The organism is Mesorhizobium sp. B2-3-7, assembly GCF_006442695.1.
GTDB lineage: Bacteria > Pseudomonadota > Alphaproteobacteria > Rhizobiales > Rhizobiaceae > Mesorhizobium.
Genome location: NZ_VFVV01000002.1, coordinates 1 through 17,183 on the forward strand (window position 1 = coordinate 1; position 17,183 = coordinate 17,183).

Here is a 17,183-nt window from a genome sequence, read left to right on the forward strand (position 1 = left end):
GCGACCGAATGCAGGTCCAGCACCACCGTGTCGTCCGGATTGGAGGCGTCCGAATGATGAAGCGACAGATATTGCTCGACGGTCACCTTGCCGGTGGCCGGATCGATCGACAGCGCGAACGCCGCATCGCCATCGAACATGCCGCCCTGGACGACGCCGACCACGACGCCGTTGGCCAGCGTCTGCAAGGTGATCAGCGAGCCGTCGGTGACAGCAAGGCCGGAGACCGCATTGGTGACGCTTAGCGCATAGACGGTGCTGCCCGAAACGGCCGGACCGTCGGCGCCGAACAGCGCCGTGATGTTGACGAAGGCACTGTCGCTGGTGCCGTGCGCGATCGCGCCGGTGCCGCCGACATCGGGATCCTCGCCCTTGGTGACCGTACCAGTGTCGATCCCAGCCGGGGTGCTCGTGGTCGCCGTCTCGTCAAGCGCTACCGTAACGCCGGTGGCGGCGACAGCCGTCACCTTCGGCCCGTCGTCGTCGAAACTGATCTGGCCCGACACGTCGGCGCTGGCGCTGGCGGAGTCGCCATCGCTATCCGTGACCGTGACCTTCACGGCCAGCGAGCCGGCGGTGAGTGCAACCGTGTCGTCGGGATTACCGGTGTCGGAATGGTGGAGCGACAGATATTGCTCGACGGTCACCTTGCCGGTGGCCGGATCGATCGACAGCGCGAACGCGGCCTCGCCCTTGAACGCGCCGCCCTGCACGACTCCGACAACCACTCCGTTCGCAAGCGTCTGCAAGGTGATCGTTGAGCCGTCGGTGACGGTCAGGCCGGAAACGGCGTTCGTGACGCTCAGCTGATAGACGGTGGCGGTGCTTGCCGCCGGGCCGTCGCCGCCGAACAGCGCCGTCACATTGACCAGGGCGCCGTTGCTGGTGCCGGAGGTGATCGCCCCGGTACCGCCGATATCGGGATCATCGCCCTTGACGATGGTTCCTGTGTTGATCGCAGCCGCCATGCTCAAGGCCTGCGTTTCGTCGAGTGAGACCACGGCGCCGGCGTCGGCGACGACTGTCACCAAAGGTCCATCGTCGTGGAACTGGATCGCGCCGCCGATCTGGGCACCGCCGAATGCGCTGTCGCCATCGAAGTCGGTGACGGTCACCGAGGCTGTGATCTTGCCCGAGAGGGTCAGCACGTCGTCATGGGCAGCAGCGCTCGATCCATCGACAGTGTGCTCCAGCGGAGCGTATTGGGTGACCGTAAGCGTGCCATTGCCGTTGATGACGATGGTAAAGGCGGTGTGGGTGCCGCCGTTCTGATAAGTGCCGGTGACCGTCGTCGCATTGGTCTGCAGCAGCGTGATCGCAAAATCGCCAATGGCCGTCTTCAGGCCCGAATCGAGCGATGCGACATTGCCGGTCAGGCCCAGCGCATAGGCGATGCCGCCGCCGGCGGCGGCGCCGTCGGCACCGAAATTGGATGCAACGGAAATAATCGGGTTGGCGCTCGTCACATCGATCGGAAAGCCAGCCGGCGAACCGGCGTTGCTTTCATCGAGCACCGCGGAACTGGCTGCCGTGTTGCCCACCGTCAGGGCAGGGCTGTCGTCCTCGACGATCACGGTCATGTTGGCCGTTGCCGAGCCGCCGAACGGGTCCTGCACGGTAACCGGGACGACGATGGAGAGGTCATCCTCGAAGCCGGCCAGCGGGTGGTCGAGGGGACCGAGCAGGGCGATCTGGAAGGTTCCCGTGCTCGCATCCGTGATGGTGACGCTGATCACAACGTCCGATCCGACCCTGCCGACGAGATGCGTCGAATCGACCAGTTCCCACACGACGTCGGTGCCGTGCGAGGTAAGCGTCGTGGCAGGCACTCCGAGGCCGTAGGTCAGCGGATCGCCATTGGGATCCGTAGCGCCGAAGCTGCCGTTGATCACCGAAAGATTCGATTCGTCGAAGGGTGAGCCGGGATCGCCGTCCGGGTTTGCGCCGGAAAGCCCTTCTTCCGACACGCGGACGGTGAGATCGCCAAATTCCGGGTTCGCATTGGGAAGGAACAGTTCCCGCCTCTCGGCCTGCCCGAACTGCAGATCGGTCGGCGGCAAGAGCGCCGAAAGATCAAATCCATCGCCGATGCCGCCAGGAGGAATTTCAAAATTTCCACCGGCGCTCGAGGTCGAACCTCCAGGGCCAGCCGACATCGAACCATCGGCGCCGAAGGCGACATCCACATGGCTCGCCTCGAGCGCGGCGATCAAGGCGACGCGCGGCACCTCGACGTCGCCAAGTACGAAGGTCGGCACGTTGAGCGCGCCGTCCTTGATCACGATGACCGAGCCGTCGGCCTGTTCGAGCACGAGATTGTGGCCGTCGACCTTGATGTTGTCGATAGAGACGTTCGCCGGAAGCTTCACGACGTTGCCGGCGTCGGCGACGTATTCGTGCGGCGCGGCTGCCGCCTGGGCCTTCGCCTCCGCGGGTGCTTCCGCCGGCGCGCCACTGCCCACATCGACCGGCACTGGTTCGGCCGCTGCCGGCGCGGCCTGTTGCGTCGAAGCCGCCTGTGCGACCTGGAACTCTGCCGGCGAGGTCTGGTCGTGACGTTCACTGGCCATGGAATGCTCGTCCCACGAACCCGAAACGGCGTCCAATTCGTTATTGATGGTCATTGCTTGTACCCCTCCGGCATTTCCCCGAAAGAGACAGCGGCAGCCATTACTTTGCAACCGTCCGTCAATCTACTTTATATACCATTATATGCCTACAATGGCATTTTTTACGCGTGGTAAACTGGGAGCATATATTCTGTTATATAAGTCGATAGGTGCCAGTGCGGATGAGGCCTCGCCCCCTGTTGCATGGTAAATAGAAGTATAAATTCAAATAAAATTTTACGAAAAATAGTGGAAACAAGTTTCGTCGCCATTATCTACCTTCATTGGCAATAATTTGAGACAAGATCGGTACCGTCCACAGTCAAAAGGTGGGCGTTATGAAAAAAGAAAAAACCGCGCCGGGAACAGCCGGCCTCAAGCTACTCTTGCTGACGATCAGCCTCGCAGGCCTGCCGCAGCCATCGCTCGCGAGCGTCCATTTAGAGGGCACCGCTTCGGTCGGCGGGCTTGTTGAAGACGTGCGGATGCCGCCCAGCCTGGGCGGCGTTTCCCTGGAAAGATTCCAGCCTTGGCGACCGGCGGTAGGATACCAGCCCGACCTGGTTTCCATGAGTTACACGATCGACGATGCCCAAGCGGGCGTTGCGCCGGCGCCTGCGAATGTCGGAATTGATCCCATCAAGACGGCAACGATTATCCCCGGCGTGTTCGGCTCGGTCGCGTTGTCCATGCATAACTTTCCCGTCGCCGCGCGGTGGGCACCGGTCTACCAGGCAATTGTCGGCTGCTCGGCGGGCAGTGCCTGCGAGCAGAAGAGTGCGGCTTTTGCCAGGCTGATCTCGTCGGCACAGGGCAAAGGGTTCAGCGAGAAACTGTCATTCGTCAACAGCGGCATCAATCACCTGATCGCCTACAGGAAGGACAGCGTCATCTATGGCAAGCTCGATTACTGGGCAAAGCCCACCGAGGTGCTCGATAAGCGCGCCGGCGACTGCGAGGATTTCGTCATACTGAAGATGACGGCGCTGCTGAGGGCCGGCATCCCCGCGCAAAGCATGGCGTTGGTTGTTCTCCAGGATCGCAGGCGGGGATTCTTCCATGCGGTCCTGTCGGTAAGCACGGCAAGTGGCGTGTTCATTCTCGACAGCCTCAACAACACCGTGCTGCGCGACAGCGATCTCCCCGATTATGTGCCGCTTTATTCCTTCAGCACGGACCGAGCCTGGATCCATGGTTCGAGATCGGGCAGCGCGCAGGTCGCGGAGATCAAGGGCGGTTTTGCAGGCGTCGCGCCCGGCGAGGGATTGCAGCCCGACACGGCTTCTGGAGCGCTTGCCCGTCGGTGAGCAACCGCGGTTCGCCGGCTTTTATGGAAAACGCCGAACCGCTCTATCTCTTTGTTTTGCGCAATTCCCAACGGAAAGCGCTACACGCTTTTCCCGGGAAGCGTTTCGCACTTTTCCTGGAACTGCTGCTAGCCGCTGACGAATGCCATCAGCAGGTCCTGCCCGACCAGCGGTGCTCGCACGGCATTCAATTGGCCACGATATCGGCGTTCGCCGGCGCCGATGACGAACCCGCTGGCGACCGGAATCTCGCCATTGGCATCCAGCCGCGCGAAGATGTCCGCCACGTTGAGATCGAGCGCCAGCCTGAGATCCTGACGCCCGTCATCGCTCGGCGCCGTCGGCAATTGGCGCTTTACCAATTGTTGGAACGGAGCGTTGAAGGTCAGGATCTTTTTCGACGATGAAAGGGCGAAGGCGGGCGAGGGGCAGGCGACCAGTATCGCGGTGATCGTCCTGATCGACGCAAGCCTCTTCAACGTCAGGTTTTCTTCCGTCAAGTCACGAATGCAGGCAACCCTGATCGCCGACGTCAGATTGCCGGCCGGAGGCTGGCTCTCGGCGATCTCATCGACAAGCATGCCGATCGTGCATTTGCGGCTTTCCGCCATCTGCCTGAGCGACGTCCAGAACGTCCGCTCCAGGCGGATGCCGCGGCGGATGCCGCGGCGCGCGACAACCCGGAACTCCATACCGAGGTCTTCCGTAGCCATCGGCACGAGCAATCGCTCAAGGACAGCGGGAGGCGTGGCGCTATCGTTCACTCATCGCCTCCTCTCGTGCCTTGTTTATGGGTTTCAGCAGGTAGGTCAGGATCGTCTTGCGGCCGGTCTTGATGTCGACGGAGCAGATCATGCCCGGGATGATCGAATAGGTCTTGCCATCCCGCGTCAGCGTCGACCTGTCGGTCGCGACGCGCACCTGATAATAGGGCTCGCCTGTCTTCTGGTCGACGAGACTGTCGGCGGTGATGTTCGAGACCTTGCCTTCGATGCCGCCGAAGATCGAGAAATCATAGGCGGTGACCTTGATCAGCGCCTCCTGGTCCGGCCGGATGAAGGCAACGTCGCGGGGCGAAACCCGCGCTTCGACCAGCAAGGTCTCCGAAGTCGGAACGATGCCGGCGACCACCGCGCCGGGCTGCACGAACGCGCCAACCGTATTGATGTCAAGCGTGTTGACGATACCGTCGACTGGAGAACGGATGTCGGTGCGGGCCACCTTGTCGGTCGCGCCGCGAATGGTTTCATCGACCACCGAGAGGTCAGCCAGCGCCTGCGTGAGGTCGCTCAGCGCCTCCTGTTGCAGCTGCAGGCCGAGCTCGTCGACCTGAAGCTGGGCCTCGGTGATAGCCGATTTGGCTTTCTTGGTGGTTTCTCCAGCAAGCGTCAGCTGCCCATTGAGCTCGGTCTGCTCGCGTTCGACCCGGAGTTGCTCGGTTCGCGCCATCAGGCCTTTCTTGACCATGGCTTCGACCAGCTTTGCCTCCTGGTCGCTGACGACCAGATTCTTCGTGAGGCGATCGGAATTGGCGGTCGCCTCGTCCAATTCCTTCTCGCGCTGATCGAGGCGCGACTTGAGAACCGACAGCTTGACTTCGAAGTTGTCGCGGCGGGCGACGAGCAGCTTCTGCTCGTTGTCGCAGATTTCCGGGGCGACCTTCTGGATTTCGGCCGGACATGGAAATTCGCCTTGCAGATCGCCGCTCTGCTCGAACTTCAGCCGTGCAATGCGGGTCTGTAATGCCCGTGCCTTGGCCTGTTGCTCGCCAAGGCTAGAGGTGTTGAACGTATTGTCGAGGCGGATGATGAGGTCGTTCTTCTTCACGACCTGCCCGATCTTGACGGCAATTTCCTGGACGACGCCCGGCTCGCTGGCCTGGATGATCTGCGTTTTGGAAGCAGGTATGACCTTGCCGTCGCCGCGTGCGATTTCATCCACCTCGGCAAAGGACGCCCAAGCAACGGAAGACACGAAGAGTGCACCTATGATAAATATGGACGCCGACGCAAAGAGCGGCGGCCGGTCTTCCCTTGCAAGCATTTCCCACGGCCCCAACGCATTGAATACTTTGATAGTTTTCGTTCTTCAGGTGCTTTTTTTCTGCAGCGCCTGTATCACTTGGTCCTTTGGTCCATCGGCAACGATCCTGCCTTGCTCGATGACGATAAGCCGGTCGGCAAGTTCGAGCATGCTGAAGCGGTGCGTGGAGACGATCAGCGTGGTGTTTCGATCGAAAGCCACTTTGAGCTGCTTGATCAGTTGACGCTCGGAAGCCAGATCCATCGAGCCGGACGGCTCGTCCAGGAAGACGACTTTCGGTTTCGTCAGCAACAGCCGGGCGATCGCCATCGTCTGTCTCTGGCCGCCCGAGAGATTGGTGCCGCGCTCGCCGACATTCATGTCATAGCCGCGCGGGTGGCGGGAGACGAAATCGTCGACGCCGGCGGCCTTGGCCGCTTCGACGATCTGCTCATCGGTCGCCTCCGGACAGGCCATCAAAAGATTTTCCTTGATGGTGCCTGAAAACAGATCGTTCGCCTGCGCGACGATGCCGACGGCGGCCCGAACCTCGGAGGGGTGGTATTGACGGATGTCGATGCCGTCCAGCAGCAGTTCGCCGGAACTCGGCAAGAAAAGCCTGCCGATCAGCCGCCCCATCGTCGTCTTTCCCGATCCTATGCGGCCGATGATGCCGATCCGCTCCCCCGGCTTCACGGAGAAATTCAGGCCGGTCAGGACTTCGTTCTCGGAGCCGGGATAGGTAAAGCCGACGTTCCGGAACACCATGGCGCCGTTGCGGATGGGCCGGTTGACGAAGCCCACAGTGTCCGGACGATCCTCCGGCTGAGCCATGATCGAATTCACCATCCGCAAAGAGAGCATGGCCTGGCGCAATCTCGACAAGGTGATGGCGATCTGCCCGAGCGGGGCCACAGCCCGGCTGGCCAGCATGACGGTGCCGATGATGGCTCCGGTGGAGACATGTCCTTCGGAGAAGGCGTAGGCGCCGGCCACCACCAGCGCGACGGTGACCAGCTGCTGGATGGCCTGCGTTATATTGCCGGCGGCGGCCGAAAGCTGCTTGATCTTCTCGGAGGTGTTGGAGGCGTTTTTGGAATGCTCTCCCCATTTTCGCAACAGGTAGGCTTCGGCGCGCAGCGACTTGATCGTCTCCAGCGTGGAAATGGATTCGACCAGCAGCGCCTGGCGCTGCGAGGCCTCGTTCATGGAGGCCGCCACACGCTTGCCGATGCGCCGCTGCGTGACCAGTCCGACGATCACCGACGCGACGAAGGCCAGCGCGGGTATCATGACCAGCCAGCCGCCTATCGCATAGATGACGAGGAGAAAAACAAACACGAAAGCCGTGTCGATGAACACGCTGATGGTGTTGGACGTGAAGAATTCGCGCACGAATTCATATTGGGTTACGCGATTTGCGTATTCGCCCGTCGAGCCCGGCCGTGCCGCCAGAGACGAGTTCAGCACCTTCTCGAACAGCATGTATGAAATGCGCAGATCCGCCTTGCGCCCGGCATAGTCGATGAGCGATGCCCGGGAGGTCTTTAGCAGCAGGTCGAACAGGATGACCGCGCCGATGCCGATGGCCAGCACCCAGAGCGTCGATATCGCTTTGTTCGGCAGGATCCTGTCGTACACGTTCATGGTGAAGATCGGCGAGGCGATGGCGAGCAGATTGATGAACACCGCCGACAGGATAACTTTCGAATAGGTGCGCCAGAACGGCCCCATCGTTCCCGTCAGCCAATGTCGCCGCTCGATTTTCGGCGCCGAGCCGACGCTCATGGCCTCCGTCGCGTTGGCGTAGGTGATGGAGAAGGACGCACCGCCGCTGATATAGCTGTTGGCCAGCTCCGACCGGCTGATCGTGGTGCGCCCGTCCTCCTGGGGAGCTGTAAAATATTCCCCGGCTTCACCATCGGCCAGCAGCGCGACAGGCAGCTGGCTGACGCGAAAGACGATCGCGGGGAGGTCGATGCGCCCCCGAACAAAGTCGCGCTGGCTGAATTCGGTGATTTCAAGGCCGACGCGCTCGGCAAGATGCCGGATTGCGTCGATATCGATGCGCGTTTCGGCCAGCGGCACGCCGGCAAAGAGCACGGTTTCGGCGCTGGGGCGGCCGAGATATGCGGCGACGGCCGAAAAGCAGGCCTTGAAAGCCTCTTTCGGTGACAGGATGTTGGGTTGCTGGTTCACGATCCGCCCGCGGGGACTCTCGATCGATCCTTAGGCCCGCCTATTTTTTCCTGACCGGTGCCAGAATATCGAACGGCACGTCGTTTTTCTGTTCCGAGGGCGTGCGCGCATAGGTTTCGGTGTCGGCCGTTTCCGGCGCGGCGAACTCGGTCCGCGCGTATGCCGTAGCCTGTTTTGGCGGGTGGACGTCCATCGTTTTCAGCAACTGCCCGGTCGCCGCCAGAAGCCGATATTGCGCGAAAAGGGATGCGTAGGACGCGGTGTCGGCCAGTGTCGCGGTGTTGAATCGCGTGTTCTGCGCATCGAGCACGTCGAGCAACGAGCGCTGACCGACCTTAAACTGTTCGCGATAGGACGCGACCAGCTTTTCGTTGGAGACTGCTTGTAGCTTCAGGGTCTTGGCCAGATCGGCCTGCCGGAAGCGACGATCCCATGACGTGCGAACGGCTTCCTCGATCTCTCGGAGAACCTGGTGCATCGCGAGCCGCTGCTCGCTGGTGCGGCGGATCTGCTCCTGCTCATTGGCCTTGTCGATGCCGCCCCGATAGAGATTCCAGCGCAACACCAGACGTGCCTGCAGATCGGATGCGTCTCCATTGTCGCCGTCAATGTCGTAGCCCGCCCGGGCAGAGCCTTCGGCAATGATCGAAGGGCCGTATTTCGCGCGCGCCGCGTCCACCAGCGAGGCCGCCGCGGCAATATCGCTGTTGGCCATGTGGACGCGCGGGTTGCTCTCGCGCGCAAGGCCCAAGGCATCGTCCAGCGACCTTGGCAGCGTGCCGGACACGTCAGCCGGCCTCGCTGCATTGGTCAGCGGCTTGCCGACAGTCTTGAAAAACCGTATCCGCGCGGCCTCCAGTTCCTCCGACGCTTCCTGCATGCGGGCCTTGGCCGCGAACAGCCGCTCCTCAGCCTGTTGCCGGTCGGCTTCGTTCAACCCGCCGCCGGCAATGCCTTCCTGGATGTCGTGGAGGATTGCTTGATGGAAGCCCAGGTTTTTCTTTGCCTCGGCAACAATCGAAGCCTGGAGCATGTATTCGAGGTAGTCCTGGACAACAGAGAGGCCGATGAATTCCGACCGTTCCAGCACTCGAAACGACGCGCCATCGACGCGGGAGGCCTGGCGGTTCAATTCTGCGCGCCTTGCGCCGCTGTCATAGAGCGTCTGCGAAACGGTCAGGTCGGTTTCTGCCGGATAAAGCGCGTCGTCCTCTATCGAGAGTGCGCGCCGTGACGAATTGTCGAGACGGCGAGCGCCAGCCGACGCCTGCAGGTCGACGCTGGGCAAATAGAGGCCCTTTGCCTGACGCAATTCGAACTCGATCGCTTCGCGATTTTCTATCGCCTGGCCGATCTCCGGATTGGATTCGACCGCTACCGCCACGGCCTCCTTGAGCGTGAGGGCGTTCGCCCCCCCGCAAGTCAGCATCGTAGCCGCCATCAAAAGACCAAGGCGCTTGCCTATGGCCGACATGCCAGTTCTATTCATTTAGCCCACCCGTTTCCCCAACGCCTTCCTCAAGGCGCATAAGCGGGCCAACCCCAGGCCCACCATTGCCGAATTACCCGATATATTCAGAAAATACGTGAGCGAATATTAATTTAGGCGACTCTAAATGGGTTTTCCCAGTCATGAGCAGCGACATGTAGCAAAAATAACACATAACAGCGGGACCGATGGGGGTGGGAGAATGCCGATCGGCTGCAACGAAAAAATGCCTTGGTTGGAGCGGCTAGGGCACTTTTTGAAAAAAACCGCATAATGGTCCCGAAAGTTGCCTGGGCCGAGACGGTGGCGCTGTTGCCGAACGGGGATGCCGGACGCGGACTATAACGGATGTAGCCTCCGATAACTGCCGATAACGCGTCAATGGAGTGCTGCCCATCCAGTCACAAGAACAAGGGCAAGCGTAACCAGCGCTCCCGAAACGTACAGAACCGTCCTGACACTGCCTCCCTTTGCGGCGTTTCCGCCACGTAGGTAGATTCCCAGATGAATCAGGCGTATCGCCAGGTGCAGCCCCACAAGCGTCGCCAATGTGGTCGGTCCAACACCAACCATCATCGCCAGCACCGCGGGCACGACAAAGGGCGCCAGCGCCTCAACCGAGTTCATGTGGACGCGGTCGATCCTGTAGAGCGGGTTGTGGTCGTCCGCCGGGACTACCGGTCCTGAAAGCACCCCTGCAAATCCCTTGGACGAACCGGAATAGACTGCCAACACCACCGACAGCAAACAAAGCGTAAGCACGCCGAGGATGCTTAACCAATAGACTTCCATATTGTCTCTGCTCCTGGAATCTCAGTGGGCGATACGGTGCTTGCGAGTCATACCCCATGAACTGCAACGCGGTTGTCAGGCTGTCCGATGGTTGAACAAGTCGTGGAACCGTTGCAGGTAGAGCGGCCAGCCCTGATCGCTATCAACTGCACCCCTCACGCCTACCCAGCCTTCCCCATGGCGCTCGAAATGCCGGTGCTCGATCTCAACTCGGGTTCTGTTCTCGGTCTCGGCCGTGAACCGGACCTCCCATTCGCTCGTCTTGTTCGGGTCGGTCTCGATCTGCCACCGAGGGCTGATGTCCCAGCTCAGAACCAGCCGGCTGGGCGGATCGTAGGCCAACACACGAGCCCAGCGGCACTCGCTGCCATCCACACCTCGGTCGTAAATGTGCCCTCCGACCCGGGGTTCGAAGATCGTTTCTGCGATCGGAACGGCAAGAAGATTGTGCTCTCGAGGTTTGAATCTCCCGAAATCCTCGGTGAAAACCTTGAAGGCACGCGCAATGGATGCCTCGACAACGACGAAATGCCTTACGGGCGCGAGTGCAGGGTCCTTACTCATGCTTGGTCCTTTTTTGGATACTCGACGGCTAATTTGTAGCCCGCCAGGGTCTTGCTCCAGAACTGGTCGATTTCCGCGCGCAGGCCTGCCAGCCCATCCTGATCGATACGGTATATGCGTTCTTTGCCCGAGCGCGTGTCGGCCACAAGCCCGGCAGCCTTGAGTATCTTCAAGTGCTGAGAGACGGCCGGCCGGGTTACAGGCAGGGCACGAGCAAGTCCGCTGACCGAACAGGGCTGTTCGACCAGCAGTTCGAAGATCGTGCGCCTTGTCGGATCTCCGAGCGCTGTCCAGTAGTTCGCGTTAGTGGCCACTAACGCGAACTTAAATCGATGGCCGCGACCTGTCAATATCGGGAGGTCAACGATGCGTCGTCCAAGCCCCCGTCCGGCTCCGCGGGATTAAAGGAAACCATTCAGCGACCTGCGCCGTCTCGTGGCGTGAATCATGCGGCCGTCGCAGAGAGTGCCCGTTGCGCTTTGACGGTATCGGCATACCGAATTGCATTTTTTGAATTGGTCTTTGCCGACCTGCCTTGGCATTTATCGAGCAGTCAGTTGATGCTGGGATCGAGGATGGCCAAAGTGGCGCAAGTCTATTGCAATCGGCGTTACATGCCCGAAGACGAGGCGCGCATCGGTCTCTTCGATCGGGGGTTCCTCTTTGCAGACGCGGTCTACGAGGTGACCGCCGTGATGGGCGGCAGGCTGATAGACAATGATTTCCATCTCAATCGTCTCCAGCGGTCGCTTGCCGAGATATGTATTCCCATGCCCGTGACGCTGCCTGAGATAGAAGCCATTCAATTGGAACTGATCTCGCTCAACGGATTGGATGAAGGAACGGTCTATCTCCAGATTTCGCGCGGCGAAGCCAAGCGCAATTTCCTGTTTCCCGATGATCTTGAGCCGACCATGGTCGCCTTCACAAGCGCCCGCAAACTCGTAGGAACCAAGGCTCAGGCCGAAGGCGTCGCCGTCGACCTGGCGCCTGATCCGCGCTGGGCGCGGCGCGACATAAAGACTGTCATGCTGCTGGGGCAGGTTCTGGCAAAGCATGCTGCAAGCGAGAAAGGCTTCGATGATGTCTGGTTTGTCGAGGGTGGACAGGTGACCGAGGGCGCATCGGCGACGGCTTTCATCGTTACGCACGACGGCCGTGTCATTACTCGCGCCAATTCTCAAGCCATCCTGCCCGGCTGTACGCGGCGAGCAGTGGCGCGTCTATGTGAAGACCAGGGCATTTTGTTTGAAGAGCGTGCGTTCTCGCCAGAGGAGGCGTTTTCGGCGGCGGAAGCGTTCCTGACCTCCGCCTCCAGCCTGGTCACCCCCGTCATCCGTATTGCCGGCCACAGGATCGGAAACGGCCAACCTGGTCCATTGACACGCCGCCTGCAGGAAATTTACGTCCAGACAGCTTTTGCAGAGATGAACGGGCATGCGGCCGGAAGAGCGGCCCTTGCTTGATGAGTGGGATGTGAAAATGGGCGCGGCACGGCGTTTAGGCCTTTGCATGGGGCGGCTGCCGCCCGGCCCGAACAATGCGATCACGGACGTGCCGGGTGTCCTGGTCGGCCATAAGACGATCATCGCCGACGGACTTGCGACAGGCGTCACCGCCGTCTTGCCCCATGGCGGCGACCTGTTCAGATCCAAGGTCAGGGCGGCGGTCGATATCATCAACGGTTTCGGCAAGTCCGTCGGGCTCATGCAATTGTCCGAACTGTGCACGATCGAAACGCCGATCCTTCTGACCAACACGTTCTCGGTCGCACCATGTGCGGAGGCGCTGATCAAGCGTGCCATTGCCGCCAACCCGGAGATCGGGCGCAAGACCAGCACGGTCAACCCCGTCGTTTGCGAATGCAACGACGGCGGCATCAATGATATTCAGGCAATGGCGGTCACCCGGCATGACGCCGAAGCGGCGCTGGATGCCGCGAGCGCCGGTCCGGTCGAACAGGGCAGCATCGGCGCCGGCACCGGAATGACGTCGTTTGGCTTCAAGGCGGGTATCGGCAGCGCGTCCAGGTCTGTCGAGATCGGGTCTCGCGCCTTCACGCTTGGCGCTCTGGTGTTGTCCAACTTCGGCAGGGCAGGGGATCTTGTCCTCCCGGATGGCCGCAGAGCCGATCCCAAAGGGCTCGGCGAGCCTGAAAGCGGGTCGATCATCATCATTCTCGGCACGGATATTCCTCTTGACGACCGGCAATTGAACCGTGCCGCCAGCCGGGCCGGCGCCGGCATTGCCCGCCTCGGTTCGTATTGGGGACACGGCAGTGGCGATATCGCCATCGCCTTCACGACCGCCGATCCTCTGCCGCACGTCTCGCCTTCACCGTTCATTTCGATTTCGCGTGTCGATGACAGATACATCGACCTCGTTTTCGAAGCGGTTGTGGAAACCACGGTCGAGGCCGTTCTGAACGCCCTGTGCGCCGCGCAAGGCGTGGTTGGACGAAATAGACGCAGGATTCCGGCGTTGACCGACTGGCTGAAGGAGCCCCTTTGAGCATGAAGATTTTCATTTCGGCCGATATCGAAGGCACCGCGGGCATTCAATCCTGGGACGAGGCGGAAAGAACGCATGCCGACCACAGGGAATTCCGCGAACTGATGACCGGGGAGGTCCTGGCCGCCTGCGAAGGAGCGCGAGCCGCTGGCGCCACCGAAATCATGATCAAGGATGCGCATGACAGCGGGCGCAACCTTATTCTCGAACGCATGCCGCCTTTCGCGCGCATCGTGAGGGGCTGGTCGGGACATCCGGACGCAATGATGTTCGGGATCGATGAAAGCTTCGATGCCGCGCTTTATGCCGGCTACCATTCCAAGGCCGGCGTCGAGGACAACCCGCTTGCACACACATCGACATTGCGAATATCGCGGCTGATCCTGAATGGCGAAACAGCGTCCGAATTCACATTGAATGCGTTGTGCGCCGCGCGCTATGGCGTGCGCTCGGTATTTCTTTCCGGCGACGAAGGCATTTGCGCCGACGCCAGAGCCCTCGTCCCGGGGATAGCCACTGTCGAAACCCTCAAAGGCATCGGCGCGGCCACCATCTCCCTGGCGCCTGCGGCGGCGCGCGGCGCAATATGCGAGGGCGTTGAAAGGGCGTTGCGCGACAGGGCGCGGCAAGCTTTGCCGTCAATGCCGGAAAGGGTCGAGATCATCATCGAATTCAGCAACCCCGTCGATGCCTATCGCGCCTCCTGGTATCCCGGAGTGCGCCGGCACGGGCCACGTGCCGTCGCCTTTGCATCGAACGACTATTTCGAGGTGCTGCGCGCCTTCCGCTTCATGAAGAGCTGAAGGTCGCCGTGCCCGCGGCTGGCGCGGCGGGCTTCAACGTTTGCGCCAGCGCCTTGGATGATTGCCAAAGAGCCTCCACCATGGTGCTTCGCGTCTTCTCCGAGCTGCGATACAATCGTATCTCGAGATCGAGCGTCCATGTGCTGTCATTCGAACAGATGACAAGGGCTCCATTGGAGATGTCGTTCTCGACGAGGCTTTCCGGCAGCCAGCAGATGCCCGCGCCGGTCAGCGCAAGTTCCTTGAGTCCGGCGCTTATTGTGCTTTCATGCACTGTCTGACGCCGGAACGGCGAGTGCTTCGAGAACAGTTTTCCGAGGGCGACACCAAAGAAAGAGCTGTAACCATAGCCCAGATAGGGCAAAGCTCGCTTTGCCGTTTCCGGACTGTCCAGAATGCCCGCCGCGGGCACGGTCGACTTGTCGAAGCGCAGTTCCGGCGCCGCGACCGGGATGAGCCGATCCGATCCGATAGCCAGATGAGAAAACTTGTCGCGATCCAGGTGAAACGGCACTTCACGGTGCGCATAGGTCAGGAAGAAGTCGGTTTCGCCATCGGTCAGTGCAGCCAGGTTCGCCTCGATGCCACCCCTGTCAGCCATGAAGGATGTGCCGAAGGTGCGAGTGTTCCGCTGCACCTCCCGCAGCCAAACCGGAAAGAACGTGATGGTCAATGTGTGAAGGGCCGCAAAGCGTACAAGCCCCTGTTCCGCAGGCGGGCGCAGAGACTCGCGCACCGAATAGAACATCCTGATGGCGTCTTGCGCCATCGGAAGAAAATTGCGTCCGGCCGATGTCAGTTCGGCCGGCATGGTGGCACGACTGATGAGCGGTGCTCCGAGCCACGTCTCAAGCTGCTTGATGCGCCGACTGAAGGCCGACTGGGTGACATTGCGGATTTCGGCTGCCCGCGAAAAGCTCGATGTTTCTGCAAGTGTCACGAAATCTTCGAGCCATTTGATTTCCACGCGGCCTCTCCTCCACTGCGTTCGAGCATTGATCCAGCCGCAATGGGAGCATATTTCATTATAATTGCAATGTTATGCAAATTTTGCATGCTTGATTGCGAAAACCGAATTGGCCTTGTGATCGCCGACGCCCCAACGTCTGCAAAACGAAAAAGCTGGCAACTGGAGCCGGTGGCAGGGGAACGTGACGTCGAGCGCGGGAGAAGAATCTGACCGCACACGAAACGGAATGCCACTCAAAGTCAAATCTATGTCGGCGACGTCCGTGAACGCCGGGGAGAAGAAAAGGCAGCATGAATTCGCAGAACCAAGCCGATCTCGTTTTGCATGGCGGCAAGATTTGGACCGGTTACGGAAATCCGATCGCGGAGGCGATTGCGGTCTTGGGCAACCAAGTCGTGGCCAGTGGCTCCAACGCCGATATCAAGCCCCTGATCGGAAAGGGCACGAGGGTCGTGGATCTGGCCGGGCGCTTCGCAATGCCCGGTTTGAACGATGCGCACCTGCATCTGATCTCGACGGGGCTCCTGCGTGGCAAGGTCGATGCGACGCCCGATGCCGCGCCGACCCGCGGCGCGCTGATGGCTGCGTTGCAGGCACGGGCCGCCGAAACGCCCAAAGGCGCATGGGTGACCGCGCGCGGTTTTGACCAGACCCGATATCCGGACGCACTGATGCCGACCGTGAAGGAGCTGGACGCCGCCCTGCCGGATCATCCCGTTTCGGTCACGCGCGCCTGCGGCCATGTCACTGTCGTGAATTCGCTGGCGCTGGCGCTGGCGGGAATCGATATCGACACGCCCGATCCGGATGGTGGCGTCATTGGGCGCGAGGCCGGGCAACTGACCGGAATGCTGGCTGAGAACGCCCAGAACCTCGTCTACGACGTCCAGCCGACACCCTCTTTCGCCGAGATACTCGATGCTATCGAAGCGGGGGGCCGTGACCTCCTACGGTTCGGCATAACGTCCTGCATGGACGCGGCCACTGGCCAGATCGACGGTATGGCCGAGATCGAGGCTTATCATGAGGCCGAGCGCAGCGGCCGGCTCCCGGTACGGGTCTGGGCAACACTTCTGGGCGACCCCGGTTCGTCCATCGTCGAGCCTTGCCATGCCGCGGGTCTCGTTACCGGGGTCGGCAGCGACATGTTCCGCATAGGCGGCGTGAAGATATTCACGGACGGCTCGGCCGGCGGACGCACGGCCTGGATGCGCCAGCCATATATTGGCCAGCCTGACAATTTCGGTGTCCGGATGCTGCCAGACGCTCAATTGTTCGAACTGGTCGACCGCTACACCGCAATGGGCTACACCATGGTCTGCCATGGCATTGGCGATGCCGCCATCGACCAGCTCGTGCGGGCTTATGAACGTGTGCGCGCCGCCAGGCCGGATCACAAGCACCGGCACCGGATCGAGCATTGCGGTTATGTCGATGGTGCCATCAATCAGCGGATGTTGAAGGCAGGCATCCTGCCTGCGCCGCAGCAGGCCTTCATCTATGATTTCGGCGACGCCTACGTCTCTGTTCTCGGGCCGGAGCGCGGGTTGCGCTCCTATCCGATCGGAACCTGGGATCGCCTCGGCATGAAGCCGTCCACCGGCAGCGACTCGCCGGTCTGTTCGCCCAATCCCTTCCCGGACCTCTACGCCATGCTGACGCGCAAGACGCACAAGGGCACGGTAATGGACGCTTCCGAGATACTGACGCCCGAGCAGGCGTTGCGCGCCTATACCGAACATGGTGCCTACTCCCAGGGCGCGGAAATGGTGAAGGGCCGGCTGGAGCCTGGAATGCTCGCGGACATCGCCGTGTTCTCCAACGACCTCCTGACGGCCACACCGGAGACAATCCTGCGTGAAACGCGCTGTGAGATGACAATTCTGGATGGGCGCATCGTCCATGAAGGAAGTTGAG

14 protein-coding genes are annotated in these 17,183 nt (G+C 61.0%); 5 read left to right on the top strand and 9 right to left on the bottom strand.

Annotation, left to right across the window (positions count from 1 at the left end):
• Positions 1-2,624 (bottom strand): DUF5801 repeats-in-toxin domain-containing protein (locus FJ940_RS03905; protein WP_210243511.1); only part of this gene is annotated, 2,624 nt, incomplete at its 3' end.
• Positions 2,625-2,947: 323 nt separating this feature from the next.
• Between FJ940_RS03905 and FJ940_RS03910 the strand changes: the two genes are divergently transcribed.
• Positions 2,948-3,916 (top strand): transglutaminase-like cysteine peptidase, encoded by a 969-nt coding sequence (locus tag FJ940_RS03910; protein WP_140515173.1) that lies wholly within the window; start codon positions 2,948-2,950, stop codon positions 3,914-3,916.
• Positions 3,917-4,044: 128 nt separating this feature from the next.
• On the opposite strand, the gene FJ940_RS03915 is transcribed toward FJ940_RS03910, so the two are convergent.
• The 7 genes from FJ940_RS03915 to FJ940_RS03945 form a co-directional block, all read right to left on the bottom strand.
• Complete coding sequence (locus FJ940_RS03915) at positions 4,045-4,680, bottom strand: ribbon-helix-helix domain-containing protein (RefSeq protein WP_140515174.1); 636 nt, start codon at positions 4,678-4,680, stop codon at positions 4,045-4,047.
• Positions 4,670-5,959: an HlyD family type I secretion periplasmic adaptor subunit gene (locus tag FJ940_RS03920; RefSeq protein ID WP_140497322.1), complete on the bottom strand. Its 1,290-nt coding sequence runs from the start codon at positions 5,957-5,959 to the stop codon at positions 4,670-4,672. The genes FJ940_RS03915 and FJ940_RS03920 overlap by 11 nt, the downstream gene beginning before the upstream one ends.
• Positions 5,960-6,004: 45 nt before the next feature.
• Positions 6,005-8,137 carry a type I secretion system permease/ATPase gene (locus tag FJ940_RS03925; RefSeq protein ID WP_140655410.1) on the bottom strand — a complete coding sequence of 711 codons (2,133 nt, stop codon included), beginning with the start codon at positions 8,135-8,137 and terminating at the stop codon, positions 6,005-6,007.
• 40 nt (positions 8,138-8,177) lie between these two features.
• On the bottom strand, positions 8,178-9,626 hold the full coding sequence (locus tag FJ940_RS03930) for a TolC family protein (protein WP_140515176.1): 1,449 nt from the start codon (positions 9,624-9,626) through the stop codon (positions 8,178-8,180).
• A gap of 378 nt (positions 9,627-10,004) precedes the next feature.
• Positions 10,005-10,418 (bottom strand): MAPEG family protein, encoded by a 414-nt coding sequence (locus FJ940_RS03935; protein WP_140655413.1) that lies wholly within the window; start codon positions 10,416-10,418, stop codon positions 10,005-10,007.
• A 75-nt stretch (positions 10,419-10,493) separates the two neighbouring features.
• The gene (locus FJ940_RS03940) at positions 10,494-10,982 is read right to left on the bottom strand and encodes an SRPBCC family protein (protein ID WP_140515178.1); all 489 of its coding nucleotides are present in this window, start codon (positions 10,980-10,982) and stop codon (positions 10,494-10,496) included.
• Complete coding sequence (locus FJ940_RS03945; RefSeq protein WP_210239498.1) at positions 10,979-11,296, bottom strand: metalloregulator ArsR/SmtB family transcription factor; 318 nt, start codon at positions 11,294-11,296, stop codon at positions 10,979-10,981. The genes FJ940_RS03940 and FJ940_RS03945 overlap by 4 nt, the downstream gene beginning before the upstream one ends.
• A gap of 261 nt (positions 11,297-11,557) precedes the next feature.
• Here FJ940_RS03945 and FJ940_RS03950 point away from each other — a divergent pair, with 261 nt between their 5' ends.
• From FJ940_RS03950 to FJ940_RS03960, 3 genes are read left to right on the top strand one after another with little or no spacing between them, the layout of a single operon-like run.
• Positions 11,558-12,448, top strand: a complete 891-nt coding sequence (locus tag FJ940_RS03950; RefSeq protein WP_140498074.1) for a D-amino-acid transaminase — start codon at positions 11,558-11,560, stop codon at positions 12,446-12,448.
• A 16-nt stretch (positions 12,449-12,464) separates the two neighbouring features.
• Positions 12,465-13,493, top strand: a complete 1,029-nt coding sequence (locus tag FJ940_RS03955) for a P1 family peptidase (protein ID WP_140515179.1) — start codon at positions 12,465-12,467, stop codon at positions 13,491-13,493.
• Positions 13,494-13,495: 2 nt separating this feature from the next.
• Complete coding sequence (locus FJ940_RS03960) at positions 13,496-14,296, top strand: M55 family metallopeptidase (RefSeq protein WP_140515180.1); 801 nt, start codon at positions 13,496-13,498, stop codon at positions 14,294-14,296.
• Here FJ940_RS03960 and FJ940_RS03965 read toward each other — a convergent pair.
• On the bottom strand, positions 14,283-15,263 hold the full coding sequence (locus tag FJ940_RS03965) for a LysR family transcriptional regulator (RefSeq protein ID WP_140497338.1): 981 nt from the start codon (positions 15,261-15,263) through the stop codon (positions 14,283-14,285). The genes FJ940_RS03960 and FJ940_RS03965 overlap by 14 nt on opposite strands.
• Before the next feature lie 293 nt (positions 15,264-15,556).
• On the opposite strand from FJ940_RS03965, the gene FJ940_RS03970 reads away from it, so the two are divergent.
• A complete protein-coding gene (locus FJ940_RS03970) occupies positions 15,557-17,182 on the top strand; it encodes an amidohydrolase (protein ID WP_140655416.1) in 1,626 nt (541 codons plus the stop codon).
• Position 17,183 lies beyond the last annotated feature (1 nt).

Excerpts from the sequence above, each read along its gene's own strand:
- FJ940_RS03930 (WP_140515176.1), bottom strand. The coding sequence starts at position 9,626 with ATGAATAGAACTGGCATGTCGGCCATAGGCAAGCGCCTTGGTCTTTTG.
- FJ940_RS03940 (WP_140515178.1), bottom strand. The coding sequence starts at position 10,982 with ATGAGTAAGGACCCTGCACTCGCGCCCGTAAGGCATTTCGTCGTTGTC.
- FJ940_RS03955 (WP_140515179.1), top strand. The coding sequence starts at position 12,465 with ATGGGCGCGGCACGGCGTTTAGGCCTTTGCATGGGGCGGCTGCCGCCC.
- FJ940_RS03970 (WP_140655416.1), top strand. The coding sequence starts at position 15,557 with ATGAATTCGCAGAACCAAGCCGATCTCGTTTTGCATGGCGGCAAGATT.
- FJ940_RS03935 (WP_140655413.1), bottom strand. The coding sequence starts at position 10,418 with ATGGAAGTCTATTGGTTAAGCATCCTCGGCGTGCTTACGCTTTGTTTG.
- FJ940_RS03910 (WP_140515173.1), top strand. The coding sequence starts at position 2,948 with ATGAAAAAAGAAAAAACCGCGCCGGGAACAGCCGGCCTCAAGCTACTC.
- FJ940_RS03960 (WP_140515180.1), top strand. The coding sequence starts at position 13,496 with ATGAAGATTTTCATTTCGGCCGATATCGAAGGCACCGCGGGCATTCAA.
- FJ940_RS03950 (WP_140498074.1), top strand. The coding sequence starts at position 11,558 with ATGGCCAAAGTGGCGCAAGTCTATTGCAATCGGCGTTACATGCCCGAA.
- FJ940_RS03920 (WP_140497322.1), bottom strand. The coding sequence starts at position 5,959 with ATGCTTGCAAGGGAAGACCGGCCGCCGCTCTTTGCGTCGGCGTCCATA.